This is a genomic window from Porphyromonas vaginalis (assembly GCF_958301595.1).
Lineage (GTDB): Bacteria > Bacteroidota > Bacteroidia > Bacteroidales > Porphyromonadaceae > Porphyromonas > Porphyromonas vaginalis.
Genome location: NZ_CATQJU010000001.1, coordinates 838,960 through 854,464, shown reverse-complemented (window position 1 = coordinate 854,464; position 15,505 = coordinate 838,960). Strand labels below are relative to the sequence as shown.

12 protein-coding genes are annotated in these 15,505 nt (G+C 52.9%); 4 read left to right on the top strand and 8 right to left on the bottom strand.

Annotated features, from left to right (window positions below):
* Positions 1-74: 74 nt before the first annotated feature.
* The gene (locus tag Q2J34_RS03395; protein WP_298889349.1) at positions 75-1,940 is read left to right on the top strand and encodes an oxaloacetate decarboxylase; all 1,866 of its coding nucleotides are present in this window, start codon (positions 75-77) and stop codon (positions 1,938-1,940) included.
* A gap of 156 nt (positions 1,941-2,096) precedes the next feature.
* On the opposite strand, the gene Q2J34_RS03390 is transcribed toward Q2J34_RS03395, so the two are convergent.
* Both Q2J34_RS03390 and Q2J34_RS03385 read right to left on the bottom strand, forming a co-directional pair.
* A complete protein-coding gene (locus Q2J34_RS03390) occupies positions 2,097-2,801 on the bottom strand; it encodes a porin family protein (protein WP_300969280.1) in 705 nt (234 codons plus the stop codon).
* A gap of 99 nt (positions 2,802-2,900) precedes the next feature.
* Positions 2,901-3,602, bottom strand: a complete 702-nt coding sequence (locus Q2J34_RS03385; protein WP_300969279.1) for a porin family protein — start codon at positions 3,600-3,602, stop codon at positions 2,901-2,903.
* A 489-nt stretch (positions 3,603-4,091) separates the two neighbouring features.
* Between Q2J34_RS03385 and dpp5 the strand changes: the two genes are divergently transcribed.
* The gene (gene dpp5, locus Q2J34_RS03380) at positions 4,092-6,089 is read left to right on the top strand and encodes a dipeptidyl-peptidase Dpp5 (protein WP_300969278.1); all 1,998 of its coding nucleotides are present in this window, start codon (positions 4,092-4,094) and stop codon (positions 6,087-6,089) included.
* A 6-nt stretch (positions 6,090-6,095) separates the two neighbouring features.
* Positions 6,096-6,722: an HAD family hydrolase gene (locus Q2J34_RS03375; RefSeq protein WP_300969277.1), complete on the top strand. Its 627-nt coding sequence runs from the start codon at positions 6,096-6,098 to the stop codon at positions 6,720-6,722.
* Positions 6,723-6,821: 99 nt separating this feature from the next.
* Here Q2J34_RS03375 and Q2J34_RS03370 read toward each other — a convergent pair whose 3' ends face one another.
* The 4 genes from Q2J34_RS03370 to Q2J34_RS03355 form a co-directional block, all read right to left on the bottom strand.
* On the bottom strand, positions 6,822-9,536 hold the full coding sequence (locus Q2J34_RS03370; RefSeq protein WP_300969276.1) for a TonB-dependent receptor: 2,715 nt from the start codon (positions 9,534-9,536) through the stop codon (positions 6,822-6,824).
* A gap of 130 nt (positions 9,537-9,666) precedes the next feature.
* Positions 9,667-12,018: a TonB-dependent receptor gene (locus Q2J34_RS03365; RefSeq protein ID WP_300969275.1), complete on the bottom strand. Its 2,352-nt coding sequence runs from the start codon at positions 12,016-12,018 to the stop codon at positions 9,667-9,669.
* Positions 12,019-12,304: 286 nt separating this feature from the next.
* A complete protein-coding gene (locus tag Q2J34_RS03360; RefSeq protein WP_300969274.1) occupies positions 12,305-12,853 on the bottom strand; it encodes a CD225/dispanin family protein in 549 nt (182 codons plus the stop codon).
* Positions 12,854-12,955: 102 nt separating this feature from the next.
* Entirely contained in the window at positions 12,956-13,198 is a 243-nt protein-coding gene (locus Q2J34_RS03355) for a CD225/dispanin family protein (RefSeq protein WP_300969273.1), read from the bottom strand.
* Between the two features lie 14 nt (positions 13,199-13,212).
* On the opposite strand from Q2J34_RS03355, the gene Q2J34_RS03350 reads away from it, so the two are divergent.
* Positions 13,213-13,347 carry a hypothetical protein gene (locus tag Q2J34_RS03350; RefSeq protein WP_300969272.1) on the top strand — a complete coding sequence of 45 codons (135 nt, stop codon included), beginning with the start codon at positions 13,213-13,215 and terminating at the stop codon, positions 13,345-13,347.
* A 25-nt stretch (positions 13,348-13,372) separates the two neighbouring features.
* On the opposite strand, the gene Q2J34_RS03345 is transcribed toward Q2J34_RS03350, so the two are convergent.
* Together Q2J34_RS03345 and Q2J34_RS03340 are read right to left on the bottom strand one after the other, a co-directional pair.
* Entirely contained in the window at positions 13,373-15,058 is a 1,686-nt protein-coding gene (locus Q2J34_RS03345; protein WP_300969006.1) for an IS1182 family transposase, read from the bottom strand.
* A 67-nt stretch (positions 15,059-15,125) separates the two neighbouring features.
* Entirely contained in the window at positions 15,126-15,338 is a 213-nt protein-coding gene (locus tag Q2J34_RS03340; RefSeq protein ID WP_300969271.1) for a DUF4339 domain-containing protein, read from the bottom strand.
* Between the last annotated feature and the right edge of the window lie 167 nt (positions 15,339-15,505).

Sequence of the window (15,505 nt, the reverse complement as noted above, 5' to 3'; positions counted from 1 at the left end):
AATATGTATCTTTGTGGGTGAGGTCAGGTGGTGACACATCAAGCCTTGTAGGTAAAACAACAGATACACTAGATATGGCAACAAAGAAAAAGATTCAGTTTAGCCTCGTATACAGAGATATGTGGCAATCCTCAGGCAAGTTCCAGCCACGTGCTGAGCAACTAGCAGCGATCGCACCGCTCATCATCGAGATGGGTTGCTTCGCTCGTGTCGAGACGAATGGTGGAGCCTTCGAGCAGGTCAAACTACTCGCTGGCGAAAACCCTAATGACGCTGTACGCGCCTTCACCAAGCCGCTCAACGAGGCAGGCATTAAGACGCACATGCTAGATCGTGGTCTCAACGGACTACGCATGTACCCCGTACCGGCTGACGTCCGCAAGATGATGTATCGTGTCAAGCATGCGCAGGGGGTAGACATCACACGTATCTTCGACGGTCTCAACGATCCGCGCAACATCATCCCCTCCATACACTATGCCAAGGAGGCGGGCATGACCGCTCAGGCGACACTCTGTATCACCTACTCACCGATACATACGATCGAGTATTACTCTACGCTAGCCGACAAGCTCATCGAGGCTGGTGCTGACGAGATCTGTCTCAAGGATATGGCCGGCATCGGCCGTCCTCACTTCCTCGGGCAGCTCGTCAAGTCGATCAAGTCTAAGCACCCCGACACGATCATTCAGTATCACGGACACTCAGGTCCAGGCTTCTCTGTAGCCTCTATGCTAGAGGTGTGCGAAAACGGCGCCGACATCATAGACGTTGCCATGGAGCCTATCTCTTGGGGTAAGATCCACCCAGACGTGATCACCATCCGTGAGATGCTCTACGATGCGGGCTTTGATGTACCTGAGATCAATATGGACGCCTACATGCGCGCTCGTACTATGACGCAGAGCTTTATCGATGACTTCCTAGGTTACTTCATGGGATCGACCAATAAGGAGACCTCTTCGCTACTAGTCGGTTGCGGTCTGCCAGGCGGTATGATGGGTTCGATGATGGCCGACCTCAAGGGCGTCCACTCAGGTATCAATATGTATCTGCGTAATCACGACCAGCCAGAGCTATCGATCGACGATCTACTGGTCAAGCTCTTTAATGAGGTCGCTTACGTATGGCCACGTGTCGGTTATCCCCCACTAGTCACCCCCTTCAGCCAGTATGTCAAGAACATCGCTCTGATGAACGTCTACAACATGACGCAGGGCAAGGGTCGCTGGCTCGCCATAGATCAAAACATGTGGAACATGATCCTCGGCAAGGCTGGTCGTATCCCCGGGAAGATCGATCCCGAGCTCGTGGCTCTCGCTAAGGAGAAGGGCCTAGAGTTTTCCGATGCCGACCCACAGCAGTTCTACCCCGATGCGCTGGAGGACTTCCGCAAGGAGATGAAGGAAAACGGCTGGGAGTTCGGTCCCGACGACGAGGAGCTCTTCGAGTTAGCTATGCACCCCGAGCAGTACAGACGCTACAAGAGTGGCGACCTGCGTCGTGAGTTTGAGGACTCTCTCGCTAAGGCTAAGGCTGATGCACTAGCTAAGAAGGGCTTCGACGAGAGCGACATCAAGAAGGCTATGCGTGCTGGTACGCAGATGATCCCTGCACCAACGACTGGAACCGTCCTCTGGGAGGTCGATCCGACCGAAGGCTCGATGGCACCAGCTACAGGCACGGAGTATGTCACGGGTCAACCCTTCTGCTACATCGAGACTCCATTTGGTCAGATAGAGCGTGTTAATACGAACTTCACGGGCAAGCTCATCGAGGTGTGTGTAGGTCAAGGTCAGACCGTCCGCAAGGGCGACGAGCTAGCCTACATCAAGCCCGCCGAAAAGGAGGAGCACTACCCCGACTATCAGCCCCCGATCAAGCGTATCGAGGAGGAGGCTACGACACGTCAGCGTGAGCGTCGTCCTCTAGGACGCTAAGCCTTGTAATAGACGCGACATCGTGTAGCCCGCCTTGTCGGGATGCACAGAGATAAATAGATCAGCAGGCTCTCTAGTCAACGTACCAGAGAGCCTGCTTTTGTATTTACTGCCTAGCTCTACCCAGAGAGCTAGTAGAGATTTAGCTCGTTCTAATTAGAAGCGATAGCCTAGACCTACGTAGAAGTTCATATTGTTGACCTTCACCGCATCAAAACCGGAAGTGTTGAGTAGGCCATACTCGAAGCCTAGGTTGACACCAAACTGACGATACTCGAAGGCAGCCTGCATACCGACACCTAGGTCGAAGGGCTTAAGGACCTTGGGATCTGTCTTGTATGGACTGGTTTCACCATTGTTGGTCGCCTCATCAGACGCCTTGGCATACTCTCTAGCCGCATCAGCTAGCTTACCTTCTCCAATTACTGTGGTCTTCTGAGAGACTTTTCCTAGGAATCCGTAAGAGAACCAAGGACCAGCTTGGATAGAGACCGCCATGTTGGGAGCGACAGCTACGCGGTATCCTACATGTACAGGGATCTCTACGTTGTGCAGCCATGTAGAGGAGACGACCTTCATAGCGTAGTCAGTCGTCTTGGGTAGCTCGACCGTAGCCTTAGCACCACGGCTGAGGAAGTAGAGCCCAGGATTGATGTAGAAGCCATCTGAGATGGCGAACTCGACACCAGCACCGACACGATAGCCGGTGAGGATGTCTCCATCATTCGTTTCTCCATTCGCCTTGCCAGTCATGTTGGAGAAGTTAGCACCAGCCTCCACCTTGATCGTGGGACGCATCTGAGCTGTAGCGAGCGTAGTAGCTGCGAGCAGTGTGATGAGTGCTAGAATTACCTTCTTCATAGTAAATAGGGATTATGTGATACAAAAGGGCGACCCGCTCACAAGTTGAGTAGGTCGCCCCATAAGCTTCGTTAAAGAAGTCGATTTAGGTCGCTATGATTAGAAGCGATAGCCCAGACCTACGTAGAAGTTCATGTTGTTGACCTTCGTCTTAGGAGTCTCGATGTTTGAGGTGTTGAGTAGACCATACTCAAAGCCTAGGTTAACACCAAACTGACGATACTCGAAGGCAGCCTGCATACCGACACCTAGGTCGAAAGGCTTGAGAGGAGCCTTTACAGTTACACCAGCGACAGTCGTGTCCTTGTATGGGTTGTTGTCACCCTCGTTGAGCTTATCGACAACCTTCTTTGCAGCATCAGCAGCGAGACCCTCACCAGTTGCCTTGTAAACTCTCTTACCAAGGAATCCGTAAGAGAACCAAGGACCAGCCTGGATAGAGACAGACATGTCGGGAGCGACAGCTGCGCGATATCCTACGTGTACAGGGATCTCGACGTTGTGGAGCCAAAGCGTAGCATCGGCCTTGGCACCAAGCATCTCGATAGCCTCGCTCTTAGCACCACGGCTAAGGAAGTATACGCCAGGATTGACGTAGAAGCCATCAGCAAAGCCGAACTCAGCACCGACACCAGCGCGATAACCGATCATCATCTTGCCATCGGTTGACTTGTCGTCGACCTTAGTCGTCTGGTTAGAGAAGTTAGCACCAGCCTCTACCTTGATAGTGGGGCGCATTTGAGCTGTAGCAAGCGTAGTAGCTGCGAGCAGCGTGACGAGTGATAGAATTACTTTCTTCATTGTTAGTTGATTATTGGATTGTTAGTTGGTTACAAATCTTGCTAAAGATGCTCCTGCTCATAGCCACCAAATACGCTTATTTAGCGGGGTAGAAACACCCTTACAGAGGCAAATATACGGAAAAAACATTACAGTGCAAGTTACGCCTCATGACTGACCCTTATATATACGATGAGCGCATCGACCTCTCTACTCCTTGCTTGTCGCTAATGTGTCGCTTCTGAAAAGGCTATTATAATGCGTCAGCCCTGCCCCGCTTAGACCCGTACAAAGAGTACAAGCACCCCGCTATAGAGACACCCAGCTCGTGATATTCGCAGAGGCTAGCCCCCAAGTCACTAACCGCTTTTTTCGTACCTTTGGAGAGCATTCAGTAATTATGGTCGCACGAGACGACCTTTCTTTCACTCTATCTCATTCTATCTCATGACTAGAAGAAACTTGTTTCGTAGCCTCGTGGCTCTCATTTTCTCTACATTAGCTCTGCCTATGACTGCACAGCAAGGGACCAAGCAGATGACTCCAGAGATGCTCCTCACGATGCCTCGTGTAGGGAGCTACGCTCTAGCGCCTAATGGTAAGCAGGTCGTATACAACGTGTCCCAACCCTCTATCCAGGACAACAACAGCCGCACCTCTATCTACCTCATCAATAGCGATGGTTCGGGACGTACCGAGCTGACCGCACCCTCCGCTGGTAGCGAGTACACTCCACGCTGGAGCCGTGACGGCAAGCAGATATACTTCATGCGTGGCACCGACCAGGGCATGCAGCTCTTCGCACGCACCCTCAGTGATGGTGTAGAGCGTCAGCTCACCGCTATCGACGGGGGCATCGTCGACTACCGCTTCTCACCCGATGAGACGACGCTGCTCTACGTGCAGGACATCAAGGCTCGCCCCGTTGTCACGGACGTTTATCCTGATCTAGACAAAGCTGACGCACGCATCATCGAGGATCTGATGTACAAGCATTGGGACGAATGGGTCTCAACGATGCCACACCCCTTTATCGCAAAGGTTACGGCACAGCCCATTACCAAGGGGCTGGATCTACTCGAGGGTGAGCCGTATGAAGCTCCTATGCGTCCACACAATGGTATCGAGGATATAGCTTTTAGTCCCGATGGCAACCTCATCGCCTACGCTTGCCGCAAGAAGACAGGCCTGGAGTACAGCCTCTCGACCAATAGCGACATCTACCTATATAATGTGTCGACTGGCGAGACGACCAACGTTAGCGAGGGCATCATGGGCTACGACACGAACCCTGTCTTCAGCCCCGACGGTCGCTCGCTCATCTGGATCGGCATGGAGCGCGACGGCTACGAGTCTGACCTACAGGTCATGTATCTCTACGACTTGGCTAAGAAGCAGTACCGTCCCCTCACGGCCGACTTTGAGTACAACATCTCCAATCCCACTTGGAGTGCCGACAGCAAGACTATCTACTTCATCACCTGCCGCGAGGCGCTGACCCATCTATACAGCTATCAGCTGTCTAATGGTAAGATCAAGCAGATCACCGATGGGCAGTACGACTACACCGGCTTTGATATCAATGACAAGGGCGTCTGCGTAGCCTCTCGCCAAGCGATGACCTACCCCACAGAGCTCTTCATGGTCAACCTGAAGAACGGCAAGGCTACCGCACTAACTGCGGAGGACAAGCCAATCATGAGCCAGCTAGGCGACCTAACTTGCGAAAAGCGCTGGATGCCTACGACCGATGGCGGTAAGATGCTCACATGGGTCCTCTACCCACCGCACTTTGACAAGAACAAGCAGTACCCCTCCATCCTCTATTGTCAGGGTGGTCCGCAAAGCACCATTAGCCAGTTCTGGTCTTACCGCTGGAATCCACGACTCATGGCGGAGCAAGGCTACATCGTCATCCTGCCCAACCGTCACGGCGTGCCAGGCTTTGGCAAGGCGTGGAACGAGCAGATCAGTGGCGACTACAGCGGGCAAAACATCCGCGACTACCTCACCGCAGCGGACTTGATGCGTAAGGAGCCCTTCATCGATCCTCATCGTATGGGCGCTGTCGGCGCTAGCTACGGTGGTTACTCGGTCTACTACCTAGCAGGTGTACACGAGGGACGCTTCGCAGCCTTCATTGCACACGCTGGTATCTTCAACCTCGAGGCGCAGTACCTTGAGACTGAGGAGAAGTGGTTTGCTAACTGGGATATGGGTGGTGCTCCTTGGGAAAAGGACAACGCTACGGCTCAGCGCACCTTTGCCAATTCACCTCACAAGCTAGTCGACAAGTGGGATACACCTATCCTGATCATTCACGGAGAGCATGACTATCGCATCCTCGCTTCGCAGGGTATGATGGCCTTTGACGCAGCCAAGATGCGTGGCATACCGACGAAGATGCTCCTCTTCCCCGAGGAGACGCACTGGGTCCTCAAGCCTCAGAATGCACTTCTGTGGCAGCGCACCTTCTTTGACTGGCTCGATCGTTGGCTCAAGAAGTAAGAGACCGTGATAGATACACTCGTATTTGATTTCGGAGGCGTCTTAGTGGATCTCCAGCCGGAGGTGTCGCTAAGACGCTTTCGCGAGCTAGGCGTCCGGGATATCGACGAGATGCTCAACCCGTACCGACAGCTCGGCGTCTTTCACGACCTGGAGATGGGTCTCGTGGGGCGCGAGGAGTTTGTCGCACGGCTCAATGAGCATGCCGGCACAGACCTGACCGATGAGCAGATCAATGAGGCGATCATGCTCTTCCTCAAGGGAGTCCCTCAGTACAAGTTTGACTACCTAGAGCAACTCCGTAAGAAGTACAAGATCTATATCTTGTCAAACACCAACCCCTACATCATGGCTTATGCCCACAGTCCGCACTTCCTCCCCGCCACGGGGCGGACGCTGAGCGACTATGTGGACAAGGTCTACGCCTCCTGCGAGATGCACACGATGAAGCCAGACCGAGCTATCTATGAGCAAATGATAGCCGACAGTGGCATGGTGCCTGAGCGCACGCTCTTCATCGACGACAGCACGGCCAATCTAGAGGCCGCAGCAGCACTGAGTCTGCAGACACTCCTAGCGGTCAATGGCACCGACTGGCGACCTGACCTAGAGGCTCGTCTGCAACACGACTAGACCTCGCTAGAGGAAACCCTTAAATGTATGAAGGCTGTGGATATCCACAGCCTTCGTACTTTATAGAACTCAATTAGGATGAACCGCAGATCGACTGACCTAGAGTCGGAAGCGGTAGATGAAGTGCAGCATGGCGTAGCGCCCGAGGCTGTTGGACCAGGTGTCGCTAATCTCCGTAGCGGTGACCTGACGCGATATGCTCTGCTGCTCGTTGAGTAGGTCATACACCTTGATACGTAGGGTCGCTGCTTGATCCTTCAGGAAGGAGTACGAGAGCCCAGCACTCCACAGTACGGAGGCGACATTGTAGGGCTCTTGGTATCCGACCCCTTGTGTGTAGATCGCCTCGCTCTCCACCTTGAAGCCTAGCGGTAGCGTCACCGATGCATCGCCTCCAGCACTCCAGTCGTAAGTGTGTGGCGAGGTGGCAATCTGTATACTTTGGCTGCCGTAGTGGTATCTGACGCCTCCCTTAGCGCGTAGGTAGAGCCAGCTATTTGAGTAGGCTAAGGAGAGTTTGGGCGAGAGCGTCCATGAGTGCGCTCCATTGATCACACCATTGATGCGCCCTATGCGGTAGTTGTACGCCGAGCCGAGCGTGACCGCTAGCGACAGCGACTTCGTAAAGAGGGGCGTGGTAAAGGAGCCGTTACTACGTACCATATACTCTCCCCCATCGGCATTGATGTAGGTGATCTGTCGGCGCTGTGTCTTAGCGTCAACCGTCTGGTCGCTGATCACGGCGTGGTGGGTATAAGCCCCAAAGAAGCGTAGATTGATCGCTTGGCTCGTACTAGGAATGAAAGTGCGAAACATGCCAAACAGCTGATGCTGGTAGCTGGGGCGTAGGTCTGGATTACCTACGATCGACTCCCGCAGATTGGTCGCATCGGGGAGCGTGTACATCTGCCCTGCAGAAGGCATCTCCGAGCGTCCCCAATAGCCTAGGCGAAGCATCGTCTGCTTATTAGGCGTGTAGCGAAAGTTGAGTGATGGAGCCCATATCGTCTCACGGCGCACGAGAGGCTTTTGGCTCGCAAGCTGCGATTGCTTCGTCGTCATCCAGGTAGGGCGGACACGTAACCCTACGGTCAGGTCAATCAGCTTGTTTGCCACTTTGATATCTAGTCCTCCACTGAGCGAGCTCAGGCGAGTACTCATCTTCGTATCCATCGTGGCATCGGGCTGCGTCCAGGCAACCGTAGCGTCAGGCTGCTTGTAGTCACGCTCACTGCTGCGTATGCGGTCGCCCCACTCTAGTTGTGCTTGTAGCGAGAGCAGCTCTGTGAGTGGCTCTACGTAGCCCGTGCGTATGCGGTAGTTGAAGGTCTGACTGCGATCCTCCAGGAGTGTCTGCTTTGTCTGATCACCCTCGATGGAGTGAAGCGTCGAGTGGCTCTCTGTGCTAGCGTTGTCGCCGAGGAAGCCTCCGTTGAGCTGTAGGCTCAGGGTGCGTCCCTCATCGTTGAGCTTATGCCCTAGGAGGAGCATGTTGAAGAGGCGTAACCCACGATGCTCTCGAAGATTCTCCTGACTGCCTCGATGCAACTCGCTCTCTTCGCTATCCGTAGTGCGATAGTCGCGCGCCTCCTGATCCATGCCCCAGCTGTAATGTATAGCAGGGCGGTAGATCAGCTCCGTACGGTCTGTCGCTTGCCACTTGATATAGGCATCGCCCCCTAGATTGTGCCCTCGGCGGAGTGCCTCGGTCGTCTCATTGGTAAATGTACTGGGGCTGTCGGGTAAGAGGTTTTCCGTTTCGGTGCGTGCCGAGAGATTGTTTTGAGAGTAACCATAGCGTGCATTCGCATTGATCTCCAGCTGTTCATTAGGCGTGTAGGTCTCATCAGCAGCGATCTGTGCAGAGGTGGTGATACCTTGTGGTCTGAAGCCACCACCACGTCTACCGCCACCACGTCCCCATCCACCAGAGCCACGGTCTAGGTCCAGGTCCGAGAGTCCCTGCCCGTTTGTATTATTACTGCCAGCGATGAGTGTCGTCTGGTGCTGCTGGGAGAAGTAGTTGAGCATCCCGTTGAGCTCATAGCGGTTGTCCAAGCCGTAACCCGCCAGAGCGTGTCCGAAAGTACCCTGTTGCATATCAGGCTTCGTGCGGATATTGAGTACCGTCTGCTCCTCATCATCGTCAAAGCCCGTGATGCGCGCCTCGTCGCTCTGCTGGTTCAGCACCTCTAGCTGATTGACCACATCGGCAGGTAGATTGCGCATAGCCACCTTCGTATCTCCGCTAAAGAACTCCTTGCCGTCGAGCATAATCTTCGCCACCTGCTGTCCGCCGATGGTTATTTGCCCATTCTCGTCAATCTCTGCTCCAGGGAGACGCTTGACTAGATCCTCGAGCATAGCGCCTTGTGGCACCTTGTAGGCATCAGCGTTGAAGGCGATCGTATCACCTCGCACGGTCATGTCGGTCGCTTTACCCTCTACGACCACCACCTCTAGCAGATGCTCATCCTCCTCGAGCCGTATGACTCCTAGGTCTATCCCAGCCGTGATCGTCAGGTTCTTTTGGTAGTTTTGATAGCCTATGTAAGAGACCTCTAGAGAGAGTTGCTCCTGAGGCACCTGAGCTATCGCAAAGCGCCCCTTGCTATCGCTCGTACCGCCCGCCACGAGCTGCTTGTCGCCAGAGGGCGTGACCCGATAAAATGCCACGTTGGCACCCACCAGAGGAGCCTTGGCGCCGTCCCGTACGGCACCTCGTACGGTCGTGACCACTTGGGCGGGTAATGTAAGGGATAAAGCGTGAAATATCAGGAGTAGGCAGAGACTCCGTAACGGTATCTGTCGCATAGCGTGTCGTGTGTATGTCCGTATGTCTGTGTGTGTCTCCGTCTTAGAGGGCCTCAACTGTCGAAAGATTAAAAAAAGCCACCCGCTCTGAAGAACGGGAGGCTTGCTTTGTTGCTACTGATCAGTACCTCTAGAAGTGGAAGGAGAGGTCAGCACCGAAGGTGCGTGGCTGCGCCTGCTGGAGGAACGAATTGCCAAACGACTGGAAGTAGAAAGTCGCATAGCGCGTGTCCGTCAGGTTGCGCCCCCAGATGGCTACGGTGACATAGGGGAGACGTACGCCGAGACGTGCGCCGAGCGTCATGTAGGGGTCTTGGCGATGCTGATTCTCTGAGTCCCAGTAGATAGGGCCATTGCCACGTAGCTCTACCGAGGCGAGTACGCCCTTGAGCCAGGAAGTCTGGATAGGCTCATTCAGCTGGAGCATCGTGGCGTAGGTATGCGCTGGGACGTAGGGGATGTAGTTACCCTCATAGTTTACCTCTATTGGCGCACCACCCTTAGGATTAGCACGGCTCGTGAGGTAGTCTTGGAAGGTAGCGTGCGTATAGCCATACTGCGCAGAGATCGTGAGCGAACGCCAGATACGTGCCTTGACACTCGCCTCAGCACCGAGCGAGAGTGCCTTGCCGGCATTGACCGTCGTGCGTCCCGTACCGGTGGTCACGAAGCGTGCCACCTGTAGGTCTCGTATCCAGGAGCCGAAGAGCGTAGCCGACACAAAGAGGCGATCTTGTAGCGTCAGGAGACGTCCGCCCAGCTCTAAGTTGTAAGCATGCTCAGGCTTGAAGGCGGCTAGGTTAGCATCGCCCGTCTGTACCTGTGGCTGCTGCTTACCCTGTGACATGACGAGTGCCATCATCTCATGCTGCGCCTGCTGCATCAGCACCTCGGTCATCATCTGCTCATTGTATCCACCTGTCTTGTAGCTCTTAGAGGCTGCCACAAAGAGGTAGCTACCAGCCGTGGGGCGATAGCTCAGAGAGAGCTTAGGTAGGACCTGGAAGAAGTCTTGATAGGCTCCCTCACCCACCAAGCGGCTGGTCACGTCAAAGTGCCTCTTAGCCTCAGGCTTAGCCTTTGGAGCTACCTCTAGCCCTAGGCTAAAGTCGCTGTCGAAGTCCATCGCCTGGCGCTCAGCGTCGATACGCAGACCTAGGTTAAGGTCGAAGCCTGTCCAGCCAAACGGCTCGTGCAGATTACTCTCGTGATAAAGGGCTACTCCATAGCTACTCTTGTCAAAGAGGTTGTGGTTGACTCGCTCCTTAGAGGCGTCGACCATCATCTGTACAGGTACTTTGTCATTCTTATTTGCCCTATTTAGTCCAGGCTGTATCATAGCCATCAGTCCCTCGGGACGTATCGCTACGGGGACCTCTAGGTGGTTCATCTGGTATATACCATTGAGCCCCAGCGTCCAGTTGTAGGTCATCTGCTCCTTATTGCGCAGGATGAGGTCGGCCGTGACGGCATCTTGACGTTGCTTTTGATTGATCGTAAAGATATCTCGAGCCGTGTAGTCCTGATCCATCAGCATGTTGTCTCGCAGCGCTTGGTAGCTAGCGGTGAAGTCTAGTCGCACCTCGTCCCAGCTCTTGTCATAAGCTAGACGCGCCTCCCCGACGGTGCGATCGTAGGATCCTAGGGCATTGTAGTTGATAGGCATCGTCTCGCCACTCTTGGGGTTGATCATCGCATAGGGGAAAGCACCCTGCCGTACACCATCCCATACACCCGCAAGGCGCAACCTCTGCGAAGCATCAGGACGCCACTCGAAGTGCATGTTGGCACCATACGCCTCCTCAGCATCAGCAGGCCTGCCATCAAAAGCATTCGTGTAGAAGCCGTTATTTCTATTGTAATATCCCCCAAGGGCGATACCCACCTTAGAGTTAAAGGCGTGTGCTAGTCGCGCAGCTCCCTCGACGATCCCATGATTACCCGCTCTAGCACGTACATCCAGTGCGGGATCATCAATAGGCGAACGAGAGGTCAGGAGAATCGTCCCCGCCATAGCGTTGCGCCCGTATATGTTGCTCAGTGCACCGCTCATCACCTCTACAGACTCGATGCCGAGGAGGTAACGATTGATCGAACTGTTGAGCACGGGGACGCCATCGATAAAGAAAGCGGTGGACTGCCCGCCACTACGCGTGCCGATACCACGCATGTAGATCGGTGAGGTGAGACGCGAGCCGTAGTCAGGCATGTAGAGATTAGGGACTACCGCCGTCAAGTCAGACAGGTGCTTGATGTCGTACTCACGAAGCATCGTCGGAGTCACGAGACTCATCGCTCCAGGCGTACTCATCAGGAGTCCTACCTGACGCAGTAGCGGACGATGGGTTAGGACCCTCACTTCGTCCAGTTCGTAGGTCATCGTCGAGTCTGCGACAGTAGGCATCTCGTCGATAGCCCCCTGTAGTGGCAAGAAGAGTAGACTCGCCAAGGGGATAAAAAGTAGTTGTCGTAGGTTCATCATATACTTACATTTTGCATTACTGCGTGCAAAAGTAAGCAACCGTCATCGAATAAAGGGCCAATTAGTGCAGAGCTGTACCATAGATCGCAACTAAATCAAAATTGCCCGCCGCTTAGTTGAGAAACGTATCTTTTGGCACCATATATCGGCACGCTTGCGAGAGATTTTCCCTTGAGCCCCTCTTGAGACTGTTGCAAAAGTCAACAGCCTCCTCTTATTAAAAAGAGATCAGATCGTAGAGCACTTAGACTCCACGACCTGATCAAACTATATATTATAAAGGCTTCTAGATGCCAGACATTCCTCCAGAAACGGCTGCCATCGAAGTTGCAAAAAAGAGCATCCAGATAGCGTAAACTATGCCTACGAGCAAGCCAACACAGGCCGAGACGATGATCCATATACGAGCCTGACGACTAGCATATTCAGCGCCCTCGTAGTCACCTGCGATGTATCGAGAGGAGACTTGCGAAGAGTAGACAATCGCCACGATACCCCCGACGAGGCAGCAGAGGATGGTCACGGCGATACTCCATGCGAGGTAGGTCTGGGGCATAGGAGGACGCTCGGCTGGTGTACTATACTGCGGAGGACGATTGTACTGCGGCGCGCTATGATACTGCGGTGCTCCATAGCTAGGGGCACTGTAGCTGGGCGGTGTCTGAGCAGTCGTTGTAAAGAGTGAGGCGAGCTCGCTCACCTGACGAGCAGGTGCCCAGTCGGTCATACCCTCGGTCCAGACTATCGTATCGGGTGTGATCCCCATCTCAGCCAGCTCCTCTAGGGTGTAGGGGCCAGCTTGCTGGTCATTGCGAATGATATAGTATTGCTTCATCGAAGATTGATTAGTTTGTACACCACAAAGGTAGCACTTTCGGAGTTGCTAGCAAATAGCTGAAAGAGGTGACTGCGTCACCATGCGTCACGCCCCATTGATTCATCCGTTAGTGATCCATCCAATTAGTCCTCCAATGAGACCTACTAGGAATAGCCCTAGATAGGTGAAAGCTGGGATTCTAACCCACAGGCGAGCTTGACGGCTAGCATGGGCAGCACCCTCATAGTTGCCAGCATAGTAGCAAGAGGAGACCTGTACAGAGTAGACAATCGCAACAATTCCTGCTATGCGACAGAGAAAGATAGTTACAAGGATACTCCAGACGAGATAGGTCGGTGGCATAGGAGGACGAACCGATGGTCGACCCTCCAGGCCTGCAGTGTCGTAGCGAGGAGCTTCAGTCGCCCGACCAGATGGCTCCTGATAAGGAGGAGGCGTCTGTGCGGTCGTGGAAGCAAAGGGGCTGTGTCAATAGTCCATTTGTCGTTTGAGAGAGGGGGGAGGCTGGGAATTTTGTTAAGCAGCGATGCTGAAGACGTTTTTCGACAAGTAGGGCTTGAAGTGTGTAAAAGTGATCGTCTCGGAGCGCTCAACGCCCTCTTTGCCTCTCGAAGTGGCGTCTTGAGAGGGTAAAGGGTCATTTTCTTGCGTTTTCTTGAGTTGGGCAGCCACTTTTTTGAGATTGAAGGCTATGGCGAAAAAGGCAAAGTCCATCAGAACTTTGTCTTGACCGAAGTGACGGAAGCGCCGATAGTGCATGTTGTTTTTCATCTGTCCAAAGACTGACTCGGGTTCCACAGATCGTCGCTTTCGATGCTTGATGCCTTTATCTGAGGTGAGCAGTGTACGAGCTTTTTGCTTGTAGCTGTTAAGGCGATGGTTCACGCTGATCTTGCGCCTATCTTCTTTTCCTTTGTAGCATTGACTTCGTAATGGGCAACCTCTACAGTTTTTTGCTTCGTAGATAGAGCTCTCTGAAGTATAGCCCGTGCTGGTCTTTGTGGTCGTAGTCTCACGGAACTCTAGATGCTGTCCCATCGGGCAGACGTAATAGTTTTCCTGAGCGTTGTAGTATAAATGCTCTGGGAGAAAGGGGTTGTTTTTGTAGCGTGGACGCTGCTCTTGATGAAAGTAATTGTACTTGACGTAAGCATCCATTTCAGACTCGTCCATAAAGCGGTAGTTCTCCTCTGAACCATAGCCTGCATCAGCTACAACCGTGGTCGGCAGATGATCGTAACGCTCTTGAAAGCTTTCTACAAATGGTATGAGAGTACAGGTGTCCGAGGGGTTGGGAAAGAGAGCATAGTCTGTGATAATTTGGTTTTCTGTAGCAATCTGTAGGTTGTACCCAGGCTTAGCGAGACCTTTACCTTTGGCGTCTTCTTTCATACGCATAAAAGTCGCATCGGGGTCAGTCTTAGACATAGAGTTGCGCTTGCCTAGTTGGTCGAGACGTTGGTCGTACTCAGCTAGCTTGTCTCGGTGCTCCTCTAAGGTTTTAATCTGCTTTTTGCGCTTTCTATGTTCGGCTTTCGCCTCTTTGGTTTCAGGAGCGGGTTCCTTGTCAAGAGCTTCCTTGAGCTCCTCCACGATAGAGGTCAGCTCAGTCGGAGTAAACTCTACGACCTCTGGCTTGGCTTGCTGATCCTGGATGATGACATCATCGACTTGTTGCAGTAGGACACGCAACTTCTCCATCAGGTTTGACCGATAGCGCTCTACGTTCTTTCGCCAAACGAAGGTGTATTTGTTTGCCTTAGACTCGATCTTTGTCCCATCGATATACTCAACATCTAAAGAGATCAGACCTCTCTCTGCTAGTAGGAGTACCAGTTGTGTAAAGATCTCATTGATCTCTCGCTTGACACGATTGCGAAAGCGATTGATCGTGACGAAGTCAGGCTTCTCACCACCAGCGAGCCAGATGAAATGCGTATCTCTGAGGAGGCGCTTTTCCATCTCACGGCAGGAGTATACATTGTTCATATAGGCGTAGATGATCACCTTGAGCATCATCTTAGGGTGATAGGGGCTGCGACCCATCGTGTAGTAAAGTTTTTTGAATGGCTCTAAATCCAAACCATCCACAATAGCACTGATGAAACGCACAGGATCATCCTCGGCAATGTCCTTGTCGACTCTTTCTGGGAAAAGGACTATCTGATTCTGTATATAGGGTCGGAAGTGTCGTTTTTCCATTAGTTAGGAACCTCTCGTTTATTCTGCTAAGTTACTAAAAACTAACTAGATAAGCAAGTGTTTAGCTCTAAAATAAACACCGAAAGATGCAAGATCCTCTGTCTTTTACTTTCTGCTGGGGGAGAGACTTTTGACACAGCCCCACCTGATAAGCGGGTATCCAGTCAACTATATCCTCAGCCCAGACAATCGTGTCGGGTGTGATCTCCATTGCGGCAAGCTCCTCCAGCGTATAGGGTCCAGCGGGCTGATCATTGCGAATGATGTAGTATTGCTTCATGAGATTACTCTTCCATACAGCCAAAGGTACTAAATGTTTGTAGACAACGAATCTCCCCCAGCACCGCAACACGCACCATGACGACCGACGGCTCATCTCGAAAAAGTGCCATCGCTACTCGACCGAGTTGAGGTGCGAAAGTTTTCCAACGGTGGAAAGAAAAGTTT

What these genes read in the sequence shown, in the direction of transcription:
- Q2J34_RS03355 (WP_300969273.1), bottom strand. Translation starts at nt 13,198, where the DNA reads ATGCCACCGACCTATCTCGTCTGGAGTATCCTTGTAACTATCTTTCTC.
- Q2J34_RS03365 (WP_300969275.1), bottom strand. Translation starts at nt 12,018, where the DNA reads ATGATGAACCTACGACAACTACTTTTTATCCCCTTGGCGAGTCTACTC.
- Q2J34_RS03385 (WP_300969279.1), bottom strand. Translation starts at nt 3,602, where the DNA reads ATGAAGAAAGTAATTCTATCACTCGTCACGCTGCTCGCAGCTACTACG.
- Q2J34_RS03350 (WP_300969272.1), top strand. Translation starts at nt 13,213, where the DNA reads ATGGTCGACCCTCCAGGCCTGCAGTGTCGTAGCGAGGAGCTTCAGTCG.
- Q2J34_RS03395 (WP_298889349.1), top strand. Translation starts at nt 75, where the DNA reads ATGGCAACAAAGAAAAAGATTCAGTTTAGCCTCGTATACAGAGATATG.
- Q2J34_RS03370 (WP_300969276.1), bottom strand. Translation starts at nt 9,536, where the DNA reads ATGCGACAGATACCGTTACGGAGTCTCTGCCTACTCCTGATATTTCAC.
- Q2J34_RS03390 (WP_300969280.1), bottom strand. Translation starts at nt 2,801, where the DNA reads ATGAAGAAGGTAATTCTAGCACTCATCACACTGCTCGCAGCTACTACG.
- Q2J34_RS03345 (WP_300969006.1), bottom strand. Translation starts at nt 15,058, where the DNA reads ATGGAAAAACGACACTTCCGACCCTATATACAGAATCAGATAGTCCTT.
- Q2J34_RS03360 (WP_300969274.1), bottom strand. Translation starts at nt 12,853, where the DNA reads ATGAAGCAATACTATATCATTCGCAATGACCAGCAAGCTGGCCCCTAC.
- Q2J34_RS03340 (WP_300969271.1), bottom strand. Translation starts at nt 15,338, where the DNA reads ATGAAGCAATACTACATCATTCGCAATGATCAGCCCGCTGGACCCTAT.
- dpp5 (WP_300969278.1), top strand. Translation starts at nt 4,092, where the DNA reads ATGACTGCACAGCAAGGGACCAAGCAGATGACTCCAGAGATGCTCCTC.